This is a genomic window from Bacillus sp. z14 (2026) (assembly GCF_058313575.1).
In genome coordinates this window covers 969,097-987,656 of record NZ_JBZFQK010000001.1, presented here as the reverse complement: position 1 = coordinate 987,656, position 18,560 = coordinate 969,097, and the positions used below count along the sequence as shown (strand labels likewise).

The 18,560-nt window shown below is 39.1% G+C and carries 21 protein-coding genes; all 21 read left to right on the top strand.

Going from position 1 to position 18,560, the window contains the following annotated elements:
• Positions 1–5 precede the first annotated feature (5 nt).
• The 21 genes from AC4G3O_RS04650 to AC4G3O_RS04550 all read left to right on the top strand — a co-directional run bounded on the left by AC4G3O_RS04650 (position 6) and on the right by AC4G3O_RS04550 (position 18,453).
• Positions 6–1,067: a M24 family metallopeptidase gene (locus AC4G3O_RS04650; RefSeq protein WP_139892486.1), complete on the top strand. Its 1,062-nt coding sequence runs from the start codon at positions 6–8 to the stop codon at positions 1,065–1,067.
• 21 nt (positions 1,068–1,088) lie between these two features.
• Entirely contained in the window at positions 1,089–1,646 is a 558-nt protein-coding gene (gene efp / locus AC4G3O_RS04645) for an elongation factor P (protein WP_066104976.1), read from the top strand.
• A 279-nt stretch (positions 1,647–1,925) separates the two neighbouring features.
• Complete coding sequence (gene spoIIIAA / locus AC4G3O_RS04640) at positions 1,926–2,849, top strand: stage III sporulation protein AA (protein WP_066104973.1); 924 nt, start codon at positions 1,926–1,928, stop codon at positions 2,847–2,849.
• On the top strand, positions 2,846–3,361 hold the full coding sequence (spoIIIAB, locus tag AC4G3O_RS04635; RefSeq protein ID WP_066104970.1) for a stage III sporulation protein SpoIIIAB: 516 nt from the start codon (positions 2,846–2,848) through the stop codon (positions 3,359–3,361). Before spoIIIAA ends, spoIIIAB begins: the two co-directional genes overlap by 4 nt.
• A 21-nt stretch (positions 3,362–3,382) precedes the next feature.
• Entirely contained in the window at positions 3,383–3,586 is a 204-nt protein-coding gene (spoIIIAC, locus tag AC4G3O_RS04630; RefSeq protein WP_049670184.1) for a stage III sporulation protein AC, read from the top strand.
• Positions 3,587–3,612: 26 nt separating this feature from the next.
• Entirely contained in the window at positions 3,613–3,996 is a 384-nt protein-coding gene (gene spoIIIAD, locus AC4G3O_RS04625; RefSeq protein ID WP_066104967.1) for a stage III sporulation protein AD, read from the top strand.
• 37 nt (positions 3,997–4,033) lie between these two features.
• Positions 4,034–5,230 carry a stage III sporulation protein AE gene (gene spoIIIAE, locus AC4G3O_RS04620; protein WP_066104964.1) on the top strand — a complete coding sequence of 399 codons (1,197 nt, stop codon included), beginning with the start codon at positions 4,034–4,036 and terminating at the stop codon, positions 5,228–5,230.
• A gap of 12 nt (positions 5,231–5,242) precedes the next feature.
• Entirely contained in the window at positions 5,243–5,869 is a 627-nt protein-coding gene (spoIIIAF, locus tag AC4G3O_RS04615; protein WP_066104961.1) for a stage III sporulation protein AF, read from the top strand.
• Complete coding sequence (spoIIIAG, locus tag AC4G3O_RS04610) at positions 5,866–6,525, top strand: stage III sporulation protein AG (RefSeq protein ID WP_066104959.1); 660 nt, start codon at positions 5,866–5,868, stop codon at positions 6,523–6,525. Before spoIIIAF ends, spoIIIAG begins: the two co-directional genes overlap by 4 nt.
• Before the next feature lie 20 nt (positions 6,526–6,545).
• On the top strand, positions 6,546–7,103 hold the full coding sequence (locus tag AC4G3O_RS04605) for a SpoIIIAH-like family protein (protein ID WP_491135890.1): 558 nt from the start codon (positions 6,546–6,548) through the stop codon (positions 7,101–7,103).
• A 754-nt stretch (positions 7,104–7,857) separates the two neighbouring features.
• The gene (accB, locus tag AC4G3O_RS04600) at positions 7,858–8,349 is read left to right on the top strand and encodes an acetyl-CoA carboxylase biotin carboxyl carrier protein (RefSeq protein ID WP_066104953.1); all 492 of its coding nucleotides are present in this window, start codon (positions 7,858–7,860) and stop codon (positions 8,347–8,349) included.
• 13 nt (positions 8,350–8,362) lie between these two features.
• Complete coding sequence (gene accC, locus AC4G3O_RS04595) at positions 8,363–9,715, top strand: acetyl-CoA carboxylase biotin carboxylase subunit (RefSeq protein WP_066104950.1); 1,353 nt, start codon at positions 8,363–8,365, stop codon at positions 9,713–9,715.
• A gap of 29 nt (positions 9,716–9,744) precedes the next feature.
• Positions 9,745–10,152 (top strand): Asp23/Gls24 family envelope stress response protein, encoded by a 408-nt coding sequence (locus tag AC4G3O_RS04590; RefSeq protein WP_066104947.1) that lies wholly within the window; start codon positions 9,745–9,747, stop codon positions 10,150–10,152.
• Between the two features lie 372 nt (positions 10,153–10,524).
• Positions 10,525–10,911, top strand: a complete 387-nt coding sequence (nusB, locus tag AC4G3O_RS04585; protein WP_066104944.1) for a transcription antitermination factor NusB — start codon at positions 10,525–10,527, stop codon at positions 10,909–10,911.
• Positions 10,912–10,950: 39 nt separating this feature from the next.
• On the top strand, positions 10,951–11,799 hold the full coding sequence (gene folD, locus AC4G3O_RS04580) for a bifunctional methylenetetrahydrofolate dehydrogenase/methenyltetrahydrofolate cyclohydrolase FolD (RefSeq protein WP_140462037.1): 849 nt from the start codon (positions 10,951–10,953) through the stop codon (positions 11,797–11,799).
• Positions 11,800–11,908: 109 nt separating this feature from the next.
• Positions 11,909–13,252 (top strand): exodeoxyribonuclease VII large subunit, encoded by a 1,344-nt coding sequence (gene xseA / locus AC4G3O_RS04575; protein WP_066104940.1) that lies wholly within the window; start codon positions 11,909–11,911, stop codon positions 13,250–13,252.
• A 1-nt stretch (position 13,253) separates the two neighbouring features.
• On the top strand, positions 13,254–13,490 hold the full coding sequence (gene xseB, locus AC4G3O_RS04570) for an exodeoxyribonuclease VII small subunit (RefSeq protein ID WP_066104937.1): 237 nt from the start codon (positions 13,254–13,256) through the stop codon (positions 13,488–13,490).
• A 1-nt stretch (position 13,491) separates the two neighbouring features.
• Positions 13,492–14,379: a polyprenyl synthetase family protein gene (locus AC4G3O_RS04565; RefSeq protein WP_491135889.1), complete on the top strand. Its 888-nt coding sequence runs from the start codon at positions 13,492–13,494 to the stop codon at positions 14,377–14,379.
• 719 nt (positions 14,380–15,098) lie between these two features.
• A complete protein-coding gene (locus AC4G3O_RS04560; RefSeq protein WP_066104932.1) occupies positions 15,099–15,713 on the top strand; it encodes a CNNM metal transporter family protein in 615 nt (204 codons plus the stop codon).
• A gap of 5 nt (positions 15,714–15,718) precedes the next feature.
• A complete protein-coding gene (dxs, locus tag AC4G3O_RS04555; RefSeq protein ID WP_139892485.1) occupies positions 15,719–17,614 on the top strand; it encodes a 1-deoxy-D-xylulose-5-phosphate synthase in 1,896 nt (631 codons plus the stop codon).
• A gap of 2 nt (positions 17,615–17,616) precedes the next feature.
• Positions 17,617–18,453, top strand: coding sequence for a TlyA family RNA methyltransferase (locus AC4G3O_RS04550; protein ID WP_491135888.1), 837 nt, complete (start codon positions 17,617–17,619; stop codon positions 18,451–18,453).
• Positions 18,454–18,560: the final 107 nt, after the last annotated feature.

Sequence of the window (18,560 nt, the reverse complement as noted above, 5' to 3'; positions counted from 1 at the left end):
ATTCAATGGAAAAAATTCAGAGATTGCGTGAAAGATTAAGTCAGGAACATATTGATGCTATCATTATTACAAACCCATATAACCGCAGATATATTTCTAACTTTACTGGAACAGCGGGAGTAGTCGTAATTTCCCAGAAGGATGCAAAATTTATTACAGATTTTAGATACGTGGAGCAAGCGGGTAAACAGGCAGTTGGATTTGAGATTGTCAAACATAGCGGACCAATTCAAGATGAGATAGCAGCTCAATTGAAGGAAATGAATGCAAAAAAAATCGGGTTTGAACAGGATGACCTTACTTATGCGACCTATAAGTTATATGAAAAAGTTGTGGAAGGTGAACTTGTTCCTGTTTCCAATGTTGTTGAAAAATTGCGCTTGATTAAGACACCGCAAGAGATTAAGATATTAAAGGAAGCAGCAGACATAGCAGATGCTGCATTTAAACATATTATTGAGTATATTCGTCCAGGTTTAACTGAAATAGAAGTATCAAATGAATTAGAATTCTTTATGCGTAAAGCAGGGGCTACTTCATCATCATTTGATATCATTGTCGCTTCTGGTGCACGTTCTGCATTGCCGCACGGTGTTGCAACAGAAAAAGTAATAGAAAAAGGCGATTTTGTCACAATGGATTACGGTGCCCTTTATAATGGGTATATATCTGATATTACACGTACAGTGGCGGTCGGTAACCCAACTGATGAATTAAAGAAAATCTATGATGTTACCCTGGAAGCTCAGTTGTATGCAATGGAGCATATTAAACCGGGTATGACAGGTCGCGAAGCAGATGCTCTTGCAAGAGATATCATAGCTGCCAAAGGATATGGGGAATACTTCGGTCATTCCCTTGGACATGGGATTGGGCTTGAAGTGCACGAAGGTCCTGGACTTTCTGCTAAATCTGATATTATTTTGGAAAAAGGCATGACTGTCACTTGTGAACCTGGTATTTATTTACCTGGAGTTGGAGGAGTAAGAATTGAAGATGATCTCCTTATTACGGATGATTCTAACGAAACCTTTACTCATTCAACGAAAGATTTACTTATTTTATAAGGCTGTAGGAGGCTATATTGTATGATTTCTGTTAATGATTTTAAAACTGGTTTAACAATTGAAGTGGATGGCGGTATCTGGCAAGTAATTGAATTCCAACACGTAAAACCTGGTAAAGGAGCTGCGTTTGTACGTTCTAAATTACGTAATCTTCGTACAGGTGCTATCCAGGAGAAAACTTTCCGTGCTGGTGAAAAAGTTGCTAAAGCACATATCGAAAACCGTAAAATGCAATACTTATATGCAAGTGGAGATAATCATGTGTTTATGGATAACGAAACATATGATCAAATCGAATTGTCATCTAAGCAAATCGAATATGAATTGAAATTCTTGAAAGAAAACATGGAAGTGTCTATCATGATGTTCCAAACGGAAACACTTGGCGTTCAGCTTCCAACAACTGTTACATTGGTAGTAACTGAAACAGAACCAGGTATCAAAGGTGATACAGCATCAGGCGGTACGAAACCAGCTACTGTTGAAACTGGTCTTACTGTTCAAGTTCCTTTCTTTGTAAATGAAGGTGACAAACTGATCATCAATACTTCTGATGCATCTTATGTATCAAGAGGTTAATAAATAGGTGTAAAGACTCCCGGGAGTAAATTCCCGGGAGTTTTTTGTTTAAGCCAAAATATATAGTGAACAACCCCGTCATCCAATTCCACCTTTCCTTAGTTCCGCCATTCCAATTAATTTACTGGATTCTTCTATCTCTATACCTTTTTTCCGAATCTAAAGAGATTTTTATTTTACGGTTATAGTCATTTAACCGCGCGTTTGTTTCTAAAAAAGTCATAAACGGCCTGTCCATGAATACATTTTAAATAATGACAGACCAGGCGAGGGAGAGATATGGATTCAATCATTGAATTATTACCTCCGGCTATTGGCGCTGAGTTAAAAGAAATAGCCAAAAATCCAGGGGAAATTGAAGAAATAAGAATTAGAGTTGGAAGACCGCTTGAAGTCATGTTCGGAAATGGAATCACGTATGGGCATAAGCCTGTATTACGGGAGGATGCAGATTTATTTCTTAATAAAGTCAGCCAGTTTTCCTTTTATATGCTCGAGGAAGAGTTAAAACGCGGTTATATAACCGTTCAGGGAGGACATCGGATTGGTTTAGCAGGGAGAGTCATTCTAGAAAATGGAAGAGTGAAGGGACTTAGAGATATCACTTTTTTTAATATCCGGATTGCCAGACAAAAGAAGGGGTTGGTAAATGAATGGGTTCGTTATTTATATCATAATCGATGGCTATCGACTCTGATTATCGGACCGCCGCAAACGGGGAAAACGACATTTTTAAGAGATCTAGCCCGCTATGCTTCCAGTGGAGATCGCTCCTATCCGATCCGTGCGATGAAAGTGGGAATTGTAGATGAGCGATCTGAAATTGCCGGATGTGTTCAAGGAGTTCCACAAATGGATTTCGGTATCAGAGTAGATGTGCTTGATGGCTGCCCAAAGGCTGAAGGAATGATGATGATGATTAGATCTATGAGCCCGGAAATCATTGTGGCCGATGAAATCGGAAGAATAGAAGATGCTGAGGCGATGATGGAAGCCGTAAACGCTGGTATAACGCTCTTTATAACGGCGCATGGACATTCGCTTGATGATATATTAGCCAGACCCATCATGAAAAACATCGTACAGGAAGCTAATTTTGAGAGAATTGTGGAACTCAAGAGAATAGATCGGCCAGGATGTATATCAAAAATAAAAGATCGTACAGGCAAGGTGCTATTTGATGGGGAAAGAGTGAGAATATGATTAAAATTTTAGGTGCAGTTTTAATTGTTATAGCTACATCCCTTATCGGCTTTGAAGTTTCTAAAAAATTAATCACCAGACCTAAACATATCCGTGATTTACGAGCGGCACTTCAAATTTTGGAAGCTGAAATTATGTATGGGCATTCTCCCTTAAAAGAAGCGGTATTAACACTGGCGAAACAAATTCCTGCTCCAGTTTCAATTCTTTTTTCGGACTTTGCAGGCAGGCTCGGCTCAGCCAATCAATCTGTGTCGGCAGCATGGGGTGAAAGTCTTGAAGTGGTACGAAAACAATCAGAACTACAGCAAAAAGAAATAGATATCCTTCTCCAATTCGGAGAAACATTAGGTAGACATGATCGGGAGAGCCAGCAAAAACAAATTCAGTTGGCATTGGTTCATCTCGAGAGGGAGGAAGCAGATGCCGTTGATAAGCAGGTGAAATACGACAAAATGGCCAGAAGTCTAGGGTTTTTTGCAGGTCTGCTCATTGCCATTTTAATGATGTAGCGAGAGGGAGGATAGTGGGTTATGGGGATTGATATCGATATTATTTTTAAAATTGCAGGGGTCGGGCTGATTGTTGCGTTCATTCATACGATTCTTGATCAGGTGGGCAAGAAGGAATATTCACAATGGGTCATATTGGTGAGTTTTATTTATATCTTATTTAATGTGGCACAGGTGGTAGGTCAGTTGATTGATCGAATTAAATCCGTGTTTTTATTTCAATAGGAATATTGGGGTGATGAGCCATTGAAATGTTGCAGATAACGGGTGTTGCACTGGTTGGGGCATTTCTGGCAATGATCATCAAGGAACAAAAGCCAAATTTAGCTTTCTTACTTGTTGTATTTGTCGGAAGCGCTATATTTCTTTTTCTGATAGATAAAATCTACGAAATCATTCAAATGATTCAGCAATTGGCCGTTAATGCAAATGTGAATATGGTTTACTTACAAACAGTTTTGAAAATCATTGGAATTGCCTATATTGCTGAATTTACATCACAAATAACAAAAGATGCCGGGCAGGGTGCAATTGCTTCAAAAATTGAATTGGCTGGAAAGATTATTATCCTCACGATGGCCATTCCAATTTTAACGGTCATTATTGAAAGTGTCATTCAGATGATTCCTAACTAATCATTGTGGTGAAAGGTTTAAAGGGGCTGAAGAATAAATGAAGCAATTAAAGTGGACAAGTATCATCATTCTATTTCTAATTCTTAGCTTAAGCAATGGCCAAACAACTCAAGCCTCTCCCACCTCTACTGATTTGCCAGAAGAAACGCAGGCTGTTGAAACATTTAATGTGGGCGATATTCCTCTTGATGATTTAAAACAATTTTGGGATTCGGTTTACGAGGAATATGGAGGTTTTTTGCCTGAGTCCCAAAAAGGAAGCTTTGTAGATTTTATAAGTGGAGAGAAAAAATTCTCTTTAAAAGAATGGCTCAGTGGTATTCTCAAATTCATCTTCCATGAAATTATTGCTAATGGAAAATTACTCGGAACGCTCATTCTGTTGACTGTATTCAGTGTCTTTCTGCAAACATTGCAAAGCACATTTGAAAAAACATCTGTCAGTAAAGTGGCAAATGCAATTGTCTTTATGGTTTTGATGATTATTGCACTGAATAGCTTCTATGTAGCAGTTGATTATGTGATAGATACGATTGCCGCCATCACGGATTTTCTGGTTGCCTTAATCCCTTTATTGCTTGCGCTAATCGCAAGCTCTGGAGGTGTTCTGTCATCAGCATTCTTTCATCCGATGCTCCTGTTTTTAATGAATACGAGCGGAGCGTTAATTGAATATATTGTTTTGCCGATGTTATTTCTATCGACTCTGCTAAGCATAGTCAGCATGCTTTCTGAGCACTACAAGGTCACTCAATTAGCTGGTTTATTACGAACCTGGAGTGTGGGATTGCTAGGTATCTTCATGACCGTATTTCTAGGAGTGATCTCCGTGCAAGGAGTATCAACTGCAGTGGCGGATGGAATTGGGATTAGAACAGCAAAATTTGTGACTGGGAATTTTATTCCGGTAGTTGGAAGGATGTTTACCGATGCAGCTGATACCGTAATTGGAGCATCTCTCCTCTTAAAAAATACAGTTGGGATAGCGGGTGTGGTCATTCTATTGATTATGACAGCTTTTCCAGCTTTAAAGATATTGTTAATCGCCATGGTATATAAGGTGGCTGCAGCGATTTTACAACCGCTTGGAGCTGGGCAGATGATTAAGTGTCTTGAGATTATCAGTAAAAATATCATTTTCGTTTTCGCTGCATTGGCCATTGTCAGCCTTATGTTCTTCCTGACCGTTACTGTAATCGTGGCTGCAGGAAATATCACGATGATGGTTCGATAGGAGGCTGAATGAATGAGTATTTTAACTGATTGGGTAACTAATATAATCGTTTTTATCTTATTTGCGATCATTTTGGACATGCTCCTCCCAAACTCAACCATGCAGAAATATACAAAGCTAGTTATCGGGTTACTTTTGATCGCTGTTTTCATCGCTCCCATTCTATCTATTTTTAATAAAAATTTTACAAGTAACATTCAGGAAAAAATCATGCAGAGCAGTACATGGAAAAATCCAAAATTAGAAAATTCAATGGAAAGTAAGAAAAGAGAAATAGAAGAGACACAGCAGGCATATATATTGGAACATATGGCTGTCCAATTAAAGAATGAAGCAGAAAAGGAGCTGATGGACCAAAGTAATTATGCCATTCAAGATATTACAATTACACTTTTGGATAAGAATGGAGAAATGAATGTAGAAAATATTGAAACCATACACGTATTTGTGGCAGAAAGCCAAGAGTCCAGCTCAGAGGTTGTGCAGCCCGTAGAAAAAATTGATATTAACATTGATCAGAAACAAACCAATATGAATGATATACCGTCATCCGAACTATCCACAATACTATCTAATATATGGGGGATCGATTCAAATAAAATTGTAATCGGATTAAATGAAGGGGGTGATGGGCTTTGAAGAATGATTGGATTCAAAAGATTAAGGACTTATTGTCCAAAGGAGATGAGGGAGGCAAACAAAAGAAAACATATCGGTATCTTGCCATTATTTTAATTGCCGGTATATTACTGATGGTGGCAAGCATGTTTACGAATAAACCCACCTCTGAAAATGGACAAACAAATAAAGTTTTTCAAGCGAGTTCTACGCAAAATCAGAAAGAAGAGGAAGCGGTCACGACCTGGAAATCAACTTCATCAAAAAAGTCTGGATCAATCGGAGATATTGAAAAAATGTATGAAAGTGAATTGAAGGGTACATTGGAAACGATGCAAGGGGTATCAAATGTATCCGTTATCGTCAATATTGACGCAACAGAAACAAAGGTTTACGAAAAGAATTCAGTCGCGCAGCGCCAAACAACAGAAGAAACAGACCGTGATGGCGGGCAGAGAAAGGTTGAGGATTTTTCAACAGATGAAAAGATTGTGATTATACGCGAAGGGGATAAAGAGGTTCCTCTGGTTAGAGAAACGAAGAAACCGGCTATTCGTGGAGTATTAATTGTGGCAAAGGGAGCAGATGATGTTCGTGTAAAAAAGGAAATCATTGATGCGGTAACCAGGGTGCTGGATGTACCAAGTCACCGTGTAGCCGTATCAGCTAAAAAATAAGGATTTTAAGGAGGAAAAATATGTTGTTAAGAAAGCAAACAGTTTGGTTATTGACGATGTTAAGTTTGGTGGCGGTGCTAAGTGTATATTATATAACAACACCACAGGATACAGCGGTAAATCAGGAACAGGATACTCAGACTACGAAAGAAAAAACAAATACAAATTCGTCTAAAGATTCAACTGAAAATGAAGAGTCTTCCACAGTTATAACAAATGAATCAAGTGATTCTATTTTTGAAGCGATGCGTATTGATCTGAATGATGAAAGAAGCAGGCAGAAAGAGGAACTGACAAATAAAGTTGCTTCAAGCGATTTATCGGAAGAAGAGAGAGTGGAAGCACACGCACAGATTGAGGCATTGGCCGAAATGTCCACAAAAGAGGATATGCTAGAGACGATGATTATTGCGCTTGGTTATAAAGACGCATTGGTAAGGGCTAATGGTGATCAAATTCAAATTACTGTAAAAGCTGATAAACAGGATGCAGGGGCTGCAAATGAAATTATCCAAATGGTCACAAAAGAAATTGGCAAAACAAATGCAGTTGCTGTTGAATTTCAACCGGAAAAATAATACCAATCTATGAAACGATATCGGTGAGCTGCCGATATCGTTTTTGGTGTAAGGAAAGAGTTAAAAGCCAATTCCCCTCCATAATTGCTAGTTTATATAATTCAAATCACAACTACCAGCAAATGATGGAGCGTAATCAGGTGAACAGTGTTCTCAAAATGTTAGTATTGGCAGGAAGCTATACTCTGTGTAGCCATCAGTAAATAAAAATGGAATCGGACAAGTTGGCGTATCTGAAAAAGGATTTTAGGTAATCTGTGATTATCTGGAATACGTCCAGAGAGATTAGGAAACTCTTTAAAAGCAGGCCGGCAAAATTCTGTTTATATAGTTTTACAGATATTTAACGTAGCTCATCTCAGGGTGGGATTATTAGTTTTAGTAAACAATCCAATAATTTTATATGTAAATAAAAAGGATTGTGAGGTGTTTTTATCGAACTTGTAAATAACCTGCCATAAGAGAAAGCAGAGGAGGGAGTTAAATTAGGAAAGCTTCTAAATTGATCTATAGAGATTTTACTAGTGAAATTTAAATGCTTTTTTTGAGGAAATAAACTACTCACTTCATTGCCGAATCAAGCAGCTAGAGTAAGTTTTGTATGCGCATACAGACTGAATAACTGGATTTTTTTAATAATCTTTTTAACAAAAATTAGAAAATTGCAAAAGGGGTATCTATTTATCAAAATTGAATTTCTACCAGCTATTATAGTATTATATTAGTATCTGGTCATAAATAGGAGGGGTGGTTCCTGATGAAAGTACAGGAAATAAGAGAAATTATAAAATTAATTAACCAAACAACTATTAATGAGTTTGAGTTTGAACAAGAGGGTACAAAAATAAAAATTATTAAAAGTACTGGATTAGAAAACAGTATACAACCAACAGATGCACCAGTGCCTGCACCGGCAGTACAATCTGTATCTAAACAAGAGGTTCAATCTGAGAGTATAGAAGAGAAACCGCCTGTTGTGGGAGAAAAAACAGAACAACCATCCAACCTTCACAAGATTACTTCGCCAATGGTTGGCACATTTTATGGAGCATCATCGCCTGATGAAGACCCATACATAAAAATTGGTGAAAAAGTTAAGAAGGATACAATTGTTTGCATTGTGGAAGCGATGAAATTGTTTAATGAAATTGAGGCTGAAGTTTCCGGTGAGATTGTGGAAGTATTGGTGGAAGATGGCCAATTGATTGAATACGGTCAACCTCTGTTTTTAGTAAAAGCCGAATAGGAGGAACCGACTCATGATAAAGAAAGTACTAATTGCAAACCGTGGTGAAATTGCCGTTCGAATTATCCGCGCCTGCAAGGAATTAGATATTGAAACGGTAGCTGTTTATTCTGAAGCTGATAAAACTGCCCTGCATGTACAAATTGCGGATGAAGCCTACTGTATTGGGCCCACTGCCTCTAAGGACAGTTATTTAAATAAGGTAAATATAATCAGTCTGGCAAAATTAACAGGATGTGATGCTATTCATCCAGGCTACGGCTTTTTAGCCGAAAATGCTGATTTCGCCGAAATGTGTAAAGAATGTCATCTGATCTTTATTGGCCCGTCAGCGGATGCCATTTCAAAAATGGGTACAAAGGATGTAGCTAGAGAGACCATGCGCGCGGCCGGTGTACCGGTAGTGCCAGGTTCGAGAGGAATTGTGGATGATGAAGATGCTGCCATTCAGGTTGCTTCTGACATCGGATATCCGGTCATTATTAAAGCGACTGCCGGGGGCGGCGGTAAAGGGATTCGAATAGCAAGAGATGAAGCCGATCTGCTAAAAGGTTTTCGCATTACCCGCCAAGAGGCATTAACTGCTTTTGGCAATCCCGGTGTTTATATTGAAAAATTTATTGAAGATTTCCGCCATGTTGAAATTCAGGTTTTAGGGGACACGTTTGGGAATGTCATCCATCTGGGTGAAAGAGATTGTTCAATTCAAAGAAGAATGCAAAAGCTCGTAGAAGAAACACCTTCGCCTGCAATTGATAGTGAAATGAGAGCCGAAATGGGCGAAGCGGCAGTGACTGCAGCAAAAGCTGTCGATTATACCGGAGCGGGAACAGTTGAGTTTATTTTCGATCATCACAAGCGAAAATTTTATTTCATGGAAATGAATACAAGGATTCAAGTTGAACATCCTGTTACAGAGATGGTGACTGGAATTGATTTAATTAAGGAGCAAATCAGAGTAGCCTCCGGTGAAAAATTATCGGTTGAGCAAAATGATGTTCAATTTAACGGTTGGGCAATTGAATGCAGAATCAATGCGGAAAATCCGAATAAAAATTTTATGCCGTCAGCGGGTCAAGTGGAAATGTATTTACCCCCAGGTGGATTTGGCGTAAGGGTTGATTCGGCAGCATATACAGGCTATTTTATTCCTCCATATTACGATTCTATGGTAGCAAAATTGATAGTCCATGCTCCAACGAGAGACGAAGCTGTTCAAAAAATGAAACGTGCATTATCAGAATTTGTAGTCGAAGGTATTGAAACAACCATACCCTTTCATTTAAGGTTAATGAACCATGATGTTTTTGTTTCTGGAGATTTTAACACAAAATTTCTTGAAACTTATGACGTTATGAATCCATAATAGAGGTAGAAGATTTGGAGGTGTATGACATGGAACAAAATCAAACAGTAGATTTAGAGAGCTATGATGATGGATTGGGCAAGGTTGAAATTGCCCCTGAAGTTATTGAGGTGATCACTGGTATAGCAGCAAGTGAAGTAGAAGGAATTGCCCAAATGCGAGGTAATTTTGCTTCAGGTGTTGTAGAAAAGCTTGGTAAAAAGAATCATGGCAAAGGTGTAAAAGTTGAACTTAATGAGGACAGCATTAAAATTGATGTTTATTGCCTTGTGAAATTCGGTGTATCTATCCCGAAAGTAGCTCAGGAAGCACAGGAGAATATCCGCCAAACATTATTAAATATGACTGCTCTTGAAGCAACTGAAGTGAATATTCATATTGTTGGCATTCAATTTGAAACAGCTAAAGCTGAATCAGATTACCAGGATACAATCTAAATAATTGTATAACTAATGGTGTATAGGCTGCCCTCATTGTGGCACTGACGCACCGACTAAAAAGCACTCAGAACTGAACTTCCCTATATTAAGTTAGGTATTCATCTAACTTTCTTGGGGTAGATCAGCCATACTGAGTGCTTTTATTTTTTGGAAACAAATTTTGTATATAGTTCACTATAAGGGAAATAATGGGAGATCTAAGATGTCGTTCGCATCTGCAGGTAAGTTAATAGTAAATCACTTAATGACAATCTTTAAATGATGTTACTATACTACCTTTACTTGTCATGATGTGGTATGATTTCATATATGATACGAGGTGCACAAAGTTTAGTGTACTTTTCGAAAGTAAAGGAGTAAGAATTATTCATGAAACGCAGAGAGGCAAGAGAAAAAGCTCTTCAAGCTCTTTTTCAAATAGACGTTGGGAAAGTAGAAAGAGAACTAGCTATAGAACATGTGGTGGAAGAATCAGAGGCAGATCCCTATTTGGTTCAATTGGTAAATGGAACGACAGATCAGTTGGAAAAGATAGATAGTCTTATTATATCCAATTTAGAGAATTGGAAATTGGACCGTCTTTCTAATATAGATCGTAATATTTTAAGAATAACTACATACGAACTGTTATTCAACGAAGAAGTTCCGCAGAACGCTGCCATTAACGAAGCAATCGAATTAGCTAAACTATTTGGGGATGATCAGTCTCCGAAGTTTATTAATGCAGTATTATCCAAGATAAAAGAATCTTTATAAATAGAAAAGATGATAAGATTTTAAGGGGGAGCTGCTGTCATGCCGGCACAGATACTTAACGGGAAATCGATATCAGCAACAATCCGCGAAGAGATTGCAAGTGAAGTTGAATTATTAAAAGAAAACGGCATTATACCAGGTCTTGCGGTTATCCTGGTCGGTGACGATCAGGCATCGCAAACATATGTGCGAAATAAAGAAAAAGCATGTGAACAATTGGCGATGAAATCCGAGTTGATCACCTACCCTGCATCTATTTCCGAAGACAGGCTTCTTGATAAGCTTGTAGAGCTGAATCATCGTCCGGATATCCATGGGATTTTAGTTCAGTTACCTTTACCGGGGCATATTGATGAAAAACGGGTAATTGAAACGATTGATCCTGCTAAGGATGTAGATGGTTTTCACCCAATTAATATTGGCCGAATGATGACCAAGCAGGAGGCATTGATGCCTTGTACACCATTTGGGATATTAAAAATGGTACAAAAAACAGGAATTGAGATTGCCGGTAAACATGTTGTGGTTGTGGGTCGAAGTAATATTGTCGGCAAACCTGTCGGACAGCTATTTTTAAATGAGAATGCGACCGTAACCTATTGTCATTCAAAAACAGTCGATCTGAGACACTTCACTAAGCAGGCCGATATCCTGATTGCAGCGGTGGGAATTGCTAAAATGATTAAAGCGGATGATATAAAAGAAGGCGCTATAGTAATTGATGTTGGTATGAACAGGGATGAATCGAATAAATTATGCGGTGATGTCGATTTTGATGATGTCATACACAAAGCATCTTATATCACGCCTGTTCCCGGTGGTGTTGGTCCGATGACAATTACGATGCTCATGTATAATACGGTTCAAGTTGCTAAAAAATCTTTGTAAAATAATAAAGAGTATGATTATAAAAAGCTGCCGAAAATTGCTATAATAACATTTACGGCAGCTTTTTTATGTGTAAAATAATAATTCGAAGAAGGAGGCCATATATAAAATGGAGAAAAATCAATATTTAACTGTGGCCGCCTTAACCAAGTATATTAAACGAAAATTTGATGCAGATCCTCATCTTGCGGATATTTATGTAAAGGGAGAAATATCAAATTTCAAAAAGCATTCCAGCGGTCATATGTACTTGACATTAAAGGATGATAAATCAAGAATTAATGCGGTGATGTTTGCTAAATCTGCACAATCGCTCGCGTTTACTCCTGAAAACGGGATGAAGGTTCTGTTGCGAGGAGAAATACGTGTTTATGAACCTACCGGCGGATATCAAATGTACATAAAAGAAATGATGCCTGATGGGATTGGAGAGCTCTTTATTGCATTTGAGCAGTTGAAGAAAAAGCTCGAGCAAGAAGGACTCTTTCAAAGGATGTATAAAAAGCCAATCCCCCTGTTTCCGGCTAAAATTGGAGTGATTACGTCTCCAACTGGAGCTGCGATTCGCGATATTATTACGACCTTAAAAAGGCGTTATCCAATTGGGGAAATTTTGATCTTTCCGGCTTTAGTTCAAGGGAAACAGGCAGCACCCTCTATCGTAAAAGCGATTGAACAAGCAAATGAGTATCCGATTGATGTCTTAATTGTCGGTCGGGGCGGTGGATCTATTGAAGAATTATGGGCATTTAATGAAGAAATAGTCGCAAGAGCTATCTATGCTTCTAAAATACCGATTATTTCAGCTGTTGGCCATGAAACAGATACAACGATCAGTGATTTTGTAGCTGATTTAAGAGCTCCTACTCCTACTGGGGCAGCAGAAATGGCAGCGCCAAGGGTAAGTGATATTGCAGAACGGATTACTATAATGGAAACGAAGCTGATTCGTTACTCTAATCAGCGGATTGAAACAGAGAAAAATCGCTTGTCTGCTATTCATAAATCATATGCTTTCAAATATCCCCACCTGTTATATCAACAAAAATTAGAGCAGCTGGATAGAGTGGCGGAGCGTATTTCACGGAACAGCAAGCTTTATTTCGAACGTAAACAAGACCAATTGTTGGCACTCACGAAAGCGGTGGAGCGTAATATTCCATTGAATTCGATATCGAGAAAAATACGTGAAATTGAACAAATAGAGTCTCGCATGACCCGTGCGGCTGTCCATACAGTTAAAAGTAAACAGCGGGATTATTTGAATACGGTAACGCTTCTTGAGGCAGTCAGCCCTCTTAAGATTATGGAAAAGGGGTTTGGACTGGTTTATAAAGATGAAGATAACTTGATAAAATCAACTGAGTCTGTAAAAATAGGCGATCAAATAACAGTTGTTGTACAAGACGGTGAAATCGACTGTACGGTTAATGATATTAGGGAGAGTGATTGATATGAGTAAAAAGGAAGAGGTTGCTATCACATTTGAAGAGGCAATGTCTAAGCTTGAAGGAATCGTGGCGCGACTCGAGGATGGAGAAGTACCATTGGAAGAGTCGATTAATCTTTACAAAGAAGGAATGGAGTTATCCAAATGGTGTCATGATAAGCTTAAAACAGCTGAAGAGCAATTAACGTTAATTATGAAAGAAGATGCGTTTAAGCCATTTTCCATTGATGAGGAGGAGTAACATGGAAGAGTTTGCTTCCTTCTTAAATAGTAATAAACATCAAATTGAGTCAAGGATGGAAGAAATCGTCTCTAATTTAAATACCCCGTCAACTCTCCAAAAGGCAATGGGTTATTCTTTGGAAGCCGGCGGAAAAAGACTAAGGCCTTTATTAGTGCTGGCTGTTTTACATGCCTTTGGCAAAGAGGGAGAGATTGGCCTTGATACAGCATGTGCTATTGAAATGATACATACGTATTCATTGATTCACGACGATCTCCCGTGTATGGATAATGATGACCTAAGAAGAGGCAAGCCAACGAACCATAAGGTATTTGGAGAGGGAATGGCAGTCCTGGCGGGCGATGCACTCCTTACATTAGCATTTGAAGTCGTTGCTAATCAGTCTAAATATGAAATAAACCCGTCAGTCAAACTTGAATTAGTTCTTGAATTGGCGAGAGCAGCCGGAGCTGAGGGCATGGTTGGGGGTCAAGTGGCCGATATAGAAGCAGAGGAAAATGGTGTTGATTTACAGGGTCTTGAGTATATCCATGAAAATAAGACTGGTAAAATACTTGGGTACAGCATTATGGCCGGAGCCATACTTGCGGGAGCAAGCTTGGAACAGAAGGAGAAGCTAAGGGAGTTTTCCCGCCATCTTGGCCTTGCTTTCCAAATCCGCGATGATATTCTTGATGTTGAGGGTTCCGAAAGTGTAATAGGTAAACCTGTAGGAAGCGATGTTACTAATCATAAAAGTACATATCCATCCCTTTTAACAATGGATAAAGCTAAAATAATGCTGGATCAGCATATTCATTCAGCAAGAATATTACTTTCCGAAATTGATTTTAATGAGACCTTATTACTGAAGTTTGTTGAATTGGTAGCAAACCGTGACCATTGATTTGGAAGGTTTTCCATCCAAATCCACTTACCTAGAATTATGATGTATGCTATACTTTTTGGTATCTAAGAGTGGTGCAGTATTCTAGTCGGTCTACCGTTCTGGAGAGTGAGCCTAAAAATTCACTAAAGGGCACATCGATGATGGTTCTTGGATTGGCTCGGGGCGCCCAGCTTTGGGTCGATTCAGGAAGTAAGGAATTAGGGCGATCCACAATGGCATGTGGGCGTTGACCCTGGTTTCGCGGAGGCTTTATTCTGATTTGAAAATAAATTGGAATATTGGAAAACCTGCATAAACAGGAAACTGTGTGCAGCGTAGCCTGCCTTGAGTGAAGTTTGAGGGGATTGCGAAAGGAGCGTATATACATCAGTTGGCCATTGATATATCTACTGCCATCGCATGAAATCGGCTTTGCAAAAGAGGCTAAAGAATTGGTTAAGGGCTGTCGGGGAAATCTCCTAGACTGTTCAATGACATATATGAAGGATTAAGGTACGGACTAAGTGGCAATCCAGTCCAATTGACGGAAACGCAGTTGAGTCAGATTTAAAGGGGAACCGCCGATATGGCGACATTCGGTAACTGACTGGGAAATCCTACTGGACCTAAGCCGTAAAATTAACTTCCTATATGACCACTCTCCTATAAAAATTACTTTAAAAGCTTGCTGATAGCAGGCTTTATTTTGCATATAGGATGGTTAGAGTATATATATTATGAAAAAAATATTGAAAGAATCAGCCAGATGGACAGTTACGATTACCGTTATTACGTTTCTTCTTGCAGCTATATTTACAGTCGTATCTACCGTAGCTTTAAATGGCGTTGGTTGGATAAGTGGTTTGGCGATTGTTCTTAGCATTGTACTTATTGGTATCTTCTTTGATATGATTGGTATTGCAGCTACTGCTGCTGATGAAATTCCTTTTCATGCAATGGCCTCCAATCGGGTACACGGAGCGAAGCATTCTATTCGGATCGTTCGAAATGCCGATAGGTTTGCAAGCTTCTGCAATGATGTAATCGGGGATATTTCGGGTATTGTTAGTGGAACAGCAACTGCAATTGTGATTGTACAATTATCAATCAGCTTTGACTGGAATGAAGCGTCAGTAGCTGAAAGTGTTGGTTCGATTATTTTAACGAGTTTAATCGCAGCATTGACAGTGGGCGGTAAAGCAATGGGCAAAACCCTTGCTATTCGATATTCAAAGGATATTATATTTGCAGTGGGCAAAGTATTGTACATTCTCGAAGAACATTTCCAAATTGTTATTATAAAGGAAAATAAGGGAAAGAGACTCAAAAGAAAAAGAAATGAAAGTGAGTGATCCTGATGGATATGCTATCCATAAAAGACCCATCTTTTCTTAAAAAGATGTCCAATGCGGAATTGGAGTCTTTGGCACAGGATATTAGGGATTTTTTAATTAAACAACTATCTGTTACCGGCGGGCATATTGGACCAAACTTGGGTGTAGTAGAGTTAACGCTCGCCTTACATAAGGAGTTTAATAGCCCAAAGGATAAATTTTTGTGGGATGTCGGCCATCAGTCTTATGTTCATAAAATATTGACAGGGCGGGCATGTCAGTTTGAAACTCTCCGTCAATACAAAGGGCTGTGTGGATTTCCAAAGATGAATGAAAGTGAGCATGATGTTTGGGAGACAGGTCATAGCTCAACTTCTTTGTCAGCTGCAATGGGTATGGCGATTGCTCGTGACTTGAAAAAAGAAAAAAGCTTTATCATTCCTATTATTGGTGATGGTGCTTTAACAGGTGGTATGGCCCTTGAAGCATTAAACCATATAGGACATGAAAAAAAAGATATGATTGTTATCTTAAATGATAACGAGATGTCCATTGCTCCAAACGTAGGTGCCCTGCATTCTATTCTCGGAAGAATGCGGACAGGAGGCAAATATAACTATGTTAAAGATGAGCTGGAACAACTGCTTAAAAAAATACCGGCTGTGGGTGGCAAGCTTGCTAATACAGCTGAACGTATAAAAGACAGTTTGAAGTATCTGGTTGTTTCCGGAATGTTTTTTGAGGAACTGGGCTTTACTTATTTAGGTCCGGTTGATGGACACGACTTTGAAGATTTGTCTGAAAACCTTAAATATGCTAAAAAAACAAAAGGTCCTGTTCTTTTGCATGTGATTACGAAAAAAGGAAAAGGTTATAAACCTGCGGAAACAGATGCAATTGGTACGTGGCATGGTACGGGGCCATATAAAATCGAGACAGGCGATATAATCAAGGAATTGAATGCACCTCCGGCATGGAGTGCACTAGTCAGCGAGACTGTCAGAAGATTGGCGAGAGAAGACGAGCGGATTGTAGCGATTACTCCGGCAATGCCGGTAGGTTCGAAGCTGCTCGGATTTGCTTCTGAATTCCCTGATCGAATGTTTGATGTCGGAATCGCGGAACAGCATGCGACTACTGTTGCTGCAGGACTTGCCACGCAGGGAATGAAGCCATTCCTAGCGATTTATTCTACATTCTTGCAACGTGCTTATGACCAGGTTCTTCATGATATATGCCGACAAAAATTAAATGTCTTCATTGGGATTGATCGAGCAGGACTTGTTGGAGCAGATGGAGAAACCCATCAGGGTGTATTTGATATTTCCTTCCTGCGCCCTATGCCTAATATGGTTATTATGATGCCCAAAGATGAAAATGAGGGACAGCATATGGTGAATACGGCTATTCAATATAATGATGGTCCGATTGCCATGCGATTCCCAAGAGGAAATGGTTTGGGTGTTCCGATGGATGAAGAGCTAAAAACAATCCCGATTGGTACTTGGGAGGTCCTGCGTGAAGGAAATGATGCTGTCATATTAACATTCGGCACAACCATTCCAATGGCGATGGAAGCAGCTGATAGACTTCAGAAGGATAATATTCATGTGAAGGTAGTAAACGCTCGTTTTATAAAACCATTGGATCATGAAATGCTTGCTGAATTAATGTCTGCCAATTTGCCAATCCTAACAATAGAAGAAGCTGTTCTTCAGGGTGGTTTCGGAAGTGCAGTACTTGAATTTGCAGAGGAAAATGGATTCCATAAAGCTTATATCGAAAGAATTGGAATACCGGATGAATTTGTAGAACATGGCAGCGTCGGTAAATTGCTTCATGATATTAACCTAACGGCTGAACAAGTGGTAGAAAAATTATCTAAGATGACCTATAAAGTGACGAAAAAGGCGTATTAAATATGAAAAAAGAACGTGTAGATGTATTATTGGTTGAACGTGGATTAGCGGAAACAAGAGAAAAGGCAAAAAGGGCAGTAATGGCTGGTATTGTTTATTCAAACGACCTGCGAATGGACAAGGCTGGTGAAAAAATAGCTACCGATGCGCCGCTATCCATAAAAGGGCAAGTAATGCCTTATGTATCAAGAGGCGGCTACAAGCTGGAAAAGGCTATGGAGACATTTACTATTTCCGTTAAGGATAAGTTAATGATTGATATTGGGTCATCGACGGGAGGGTTCACAGACTGTGCCCTGCAGAACGGTGCAAAAAAATCATATGCTGTTGATGTCGGTTATAACCAACTGGCTTGGAAGCTGAGACAGGATCCGCGGGTAGTCGTAATGGAAAGAACGAACTTCCGTCATTCAGTACCTGAGGATTTCACTGAAGGTCTGCCAGAATTTGCTACAATTGATGTTTCTTTTATATCGTTAAAGCTTATCTTACCGGCTTTAAAACGAATTCTTGTGCCTGGAAGCGATGTTGTAAGTCTTGTAAAACCGCAATTTGAAGCTGGTCGTGAGCAGGTTGGAAAAAAAGGAATTATTCGTGATAAAAAAGTACATCTTCAAGTTGTGGAGCAAATTCGAGACTTTGCTATCCAGGAAGGCTATATACTAAAAGAAGCTACTTTTAGCCCCATTACAGGCGGGGATGGAAATATTGAATTTTTATTCCATTTATACTGGCCAGGGGAAGGTTCCGATTGTACACAAGATGTAGTCGTGAATCTTGAGCAGATAGTTGAAGCGGCACACGAAGCGTTAAAAACGAATAAAGGTGAAGATAAGTGAAATGTTTAATCCCCCGGTGGCTTTGCCATGGGGGTTATTTCTTTATGCAATCCTTGCATAAAAATACATAAAATACATGTACTTTTGTGACAAAATCCGCTAACATT

Coding starts and splice junctions, on each gene's coding strand:
- nusB (WP_066104944.1), top strand. CDS start 10,525: ATGAAACGCAGAGAGGCAAGAGAAAAAGCTCTTCAAGCTCTTTTTCAA.
- AC4G3O_RS04590 (WP_066104947.1), top strand. CDS start 9,745: ATGGAACAAAATCAAACAGTAGATTTAGAGAGCTATGATGATGGATTG.
- accC (WP_066104950.1), top strand. CDS start 8,363: ATGATAAAGAAAGTACTAATTGCAAACCGTGGTGAAATTGCCGTTCGA.
- AC4G3O_RS04550 (WP_491135888.1), top strand. CDS start 17,617: ATGAAAAAAGAACGTGTAGATGTATTATTGGTTGAACGTGGATTAGCG.
- AC4G3O_RS04605 (WP_491135890.1), top strand. CDS start 6,546: ATGTTGTTAAGAAAGCAAACAGTTTGGTTATTGACGATGTTAAGTTTG.
- AC4G3O_RS04565 (WP_491135889.1), top strand. CDS start 13,492: ATGGAAGAGTTTGCTTCCTTCTTAAATAGTAATAAACATCAAATTGAG.
- xseA (WP_066104940.1), top strand. CDS start 11,909: ATGGAGAAAAATCAATATTTAACTGTGGCCGCCTTAACCAAGTATATT.
- efp (WP_066104976.1), top strand. CDS start 1,089: ATGATTTCTGTTAATGATTTTAAAACTGGTTTAACAATTGAAGTGGAT.
- folD (WP_140462037.1), top strand. CDS start 10,951: ATGCCGGCACAGATACTTAACGGGAAATCGATATCAGCAACAATCCGC.
- dxs (WP_139892485.1), top strand. CDS start 15,719: ATGGATATGCTATCCATAAAAGACCCATCTTTTCTTAAAAAGATGTCC.
- spoIIIAE (WP_066104964.1), top strand. CDS start 4,034: ATGAAGCAATTAAAGTGGACAAGTATCATCATTCTATTTCTAATTCTT.
- AC4G3O_RS04650 (WP_139892486.1), top strand. CDS start 6: ATGGAAAAAATTCAGAGATTGCGTGAAAGATTAAGTCAGGAACATATT.
- spoIIIAB (WP_066104970.1), top strand. CDS start 2,846: ATGATTAAAATTTTAGGTGCAGTTTTAATTGTTATAGCTACATCCCTT.
- spoIIIAD (WP_066104967.1), top strand. CDS start 3,613: ATGTTGCAGATAACGGGTGTTGCACTGGTTGGGGCATTTCTGGCAATG.
- xseB (WP_066104937.1), top strand. CDS start 13,254: ATGAGTAAAAAGGAAGAGGTTGCTATCACATTTGAAGAGGCAATGTCT.
- AC4G3O_RS04560 (WP_066104932.1), top strand. CDS start 15,099: ATGAAAAAAATATTGAAAGAATCAGCCAGATGGACAGTTACGATTACC.
- spoIIIAC (WP_049670184.1), top strand. CDS start 3,383: ATGGGGATTGATATCGATATTATTTTTAAAATTGCAGGGGTCGGGCTG.
- spoIIIAA (WP_066104973.1), top strand. CDS start 1,926: ATGGATTCAATCATTGAATTATTACCTCCGGCTATTGGCGCTGAGTTA.
- spoIIIAF (WP_066104961.1), top strand. CDS start 5,243: ATGAGTATTTTAACTGATTGGGTAACTAATATAATCGTTTTTATCTTA.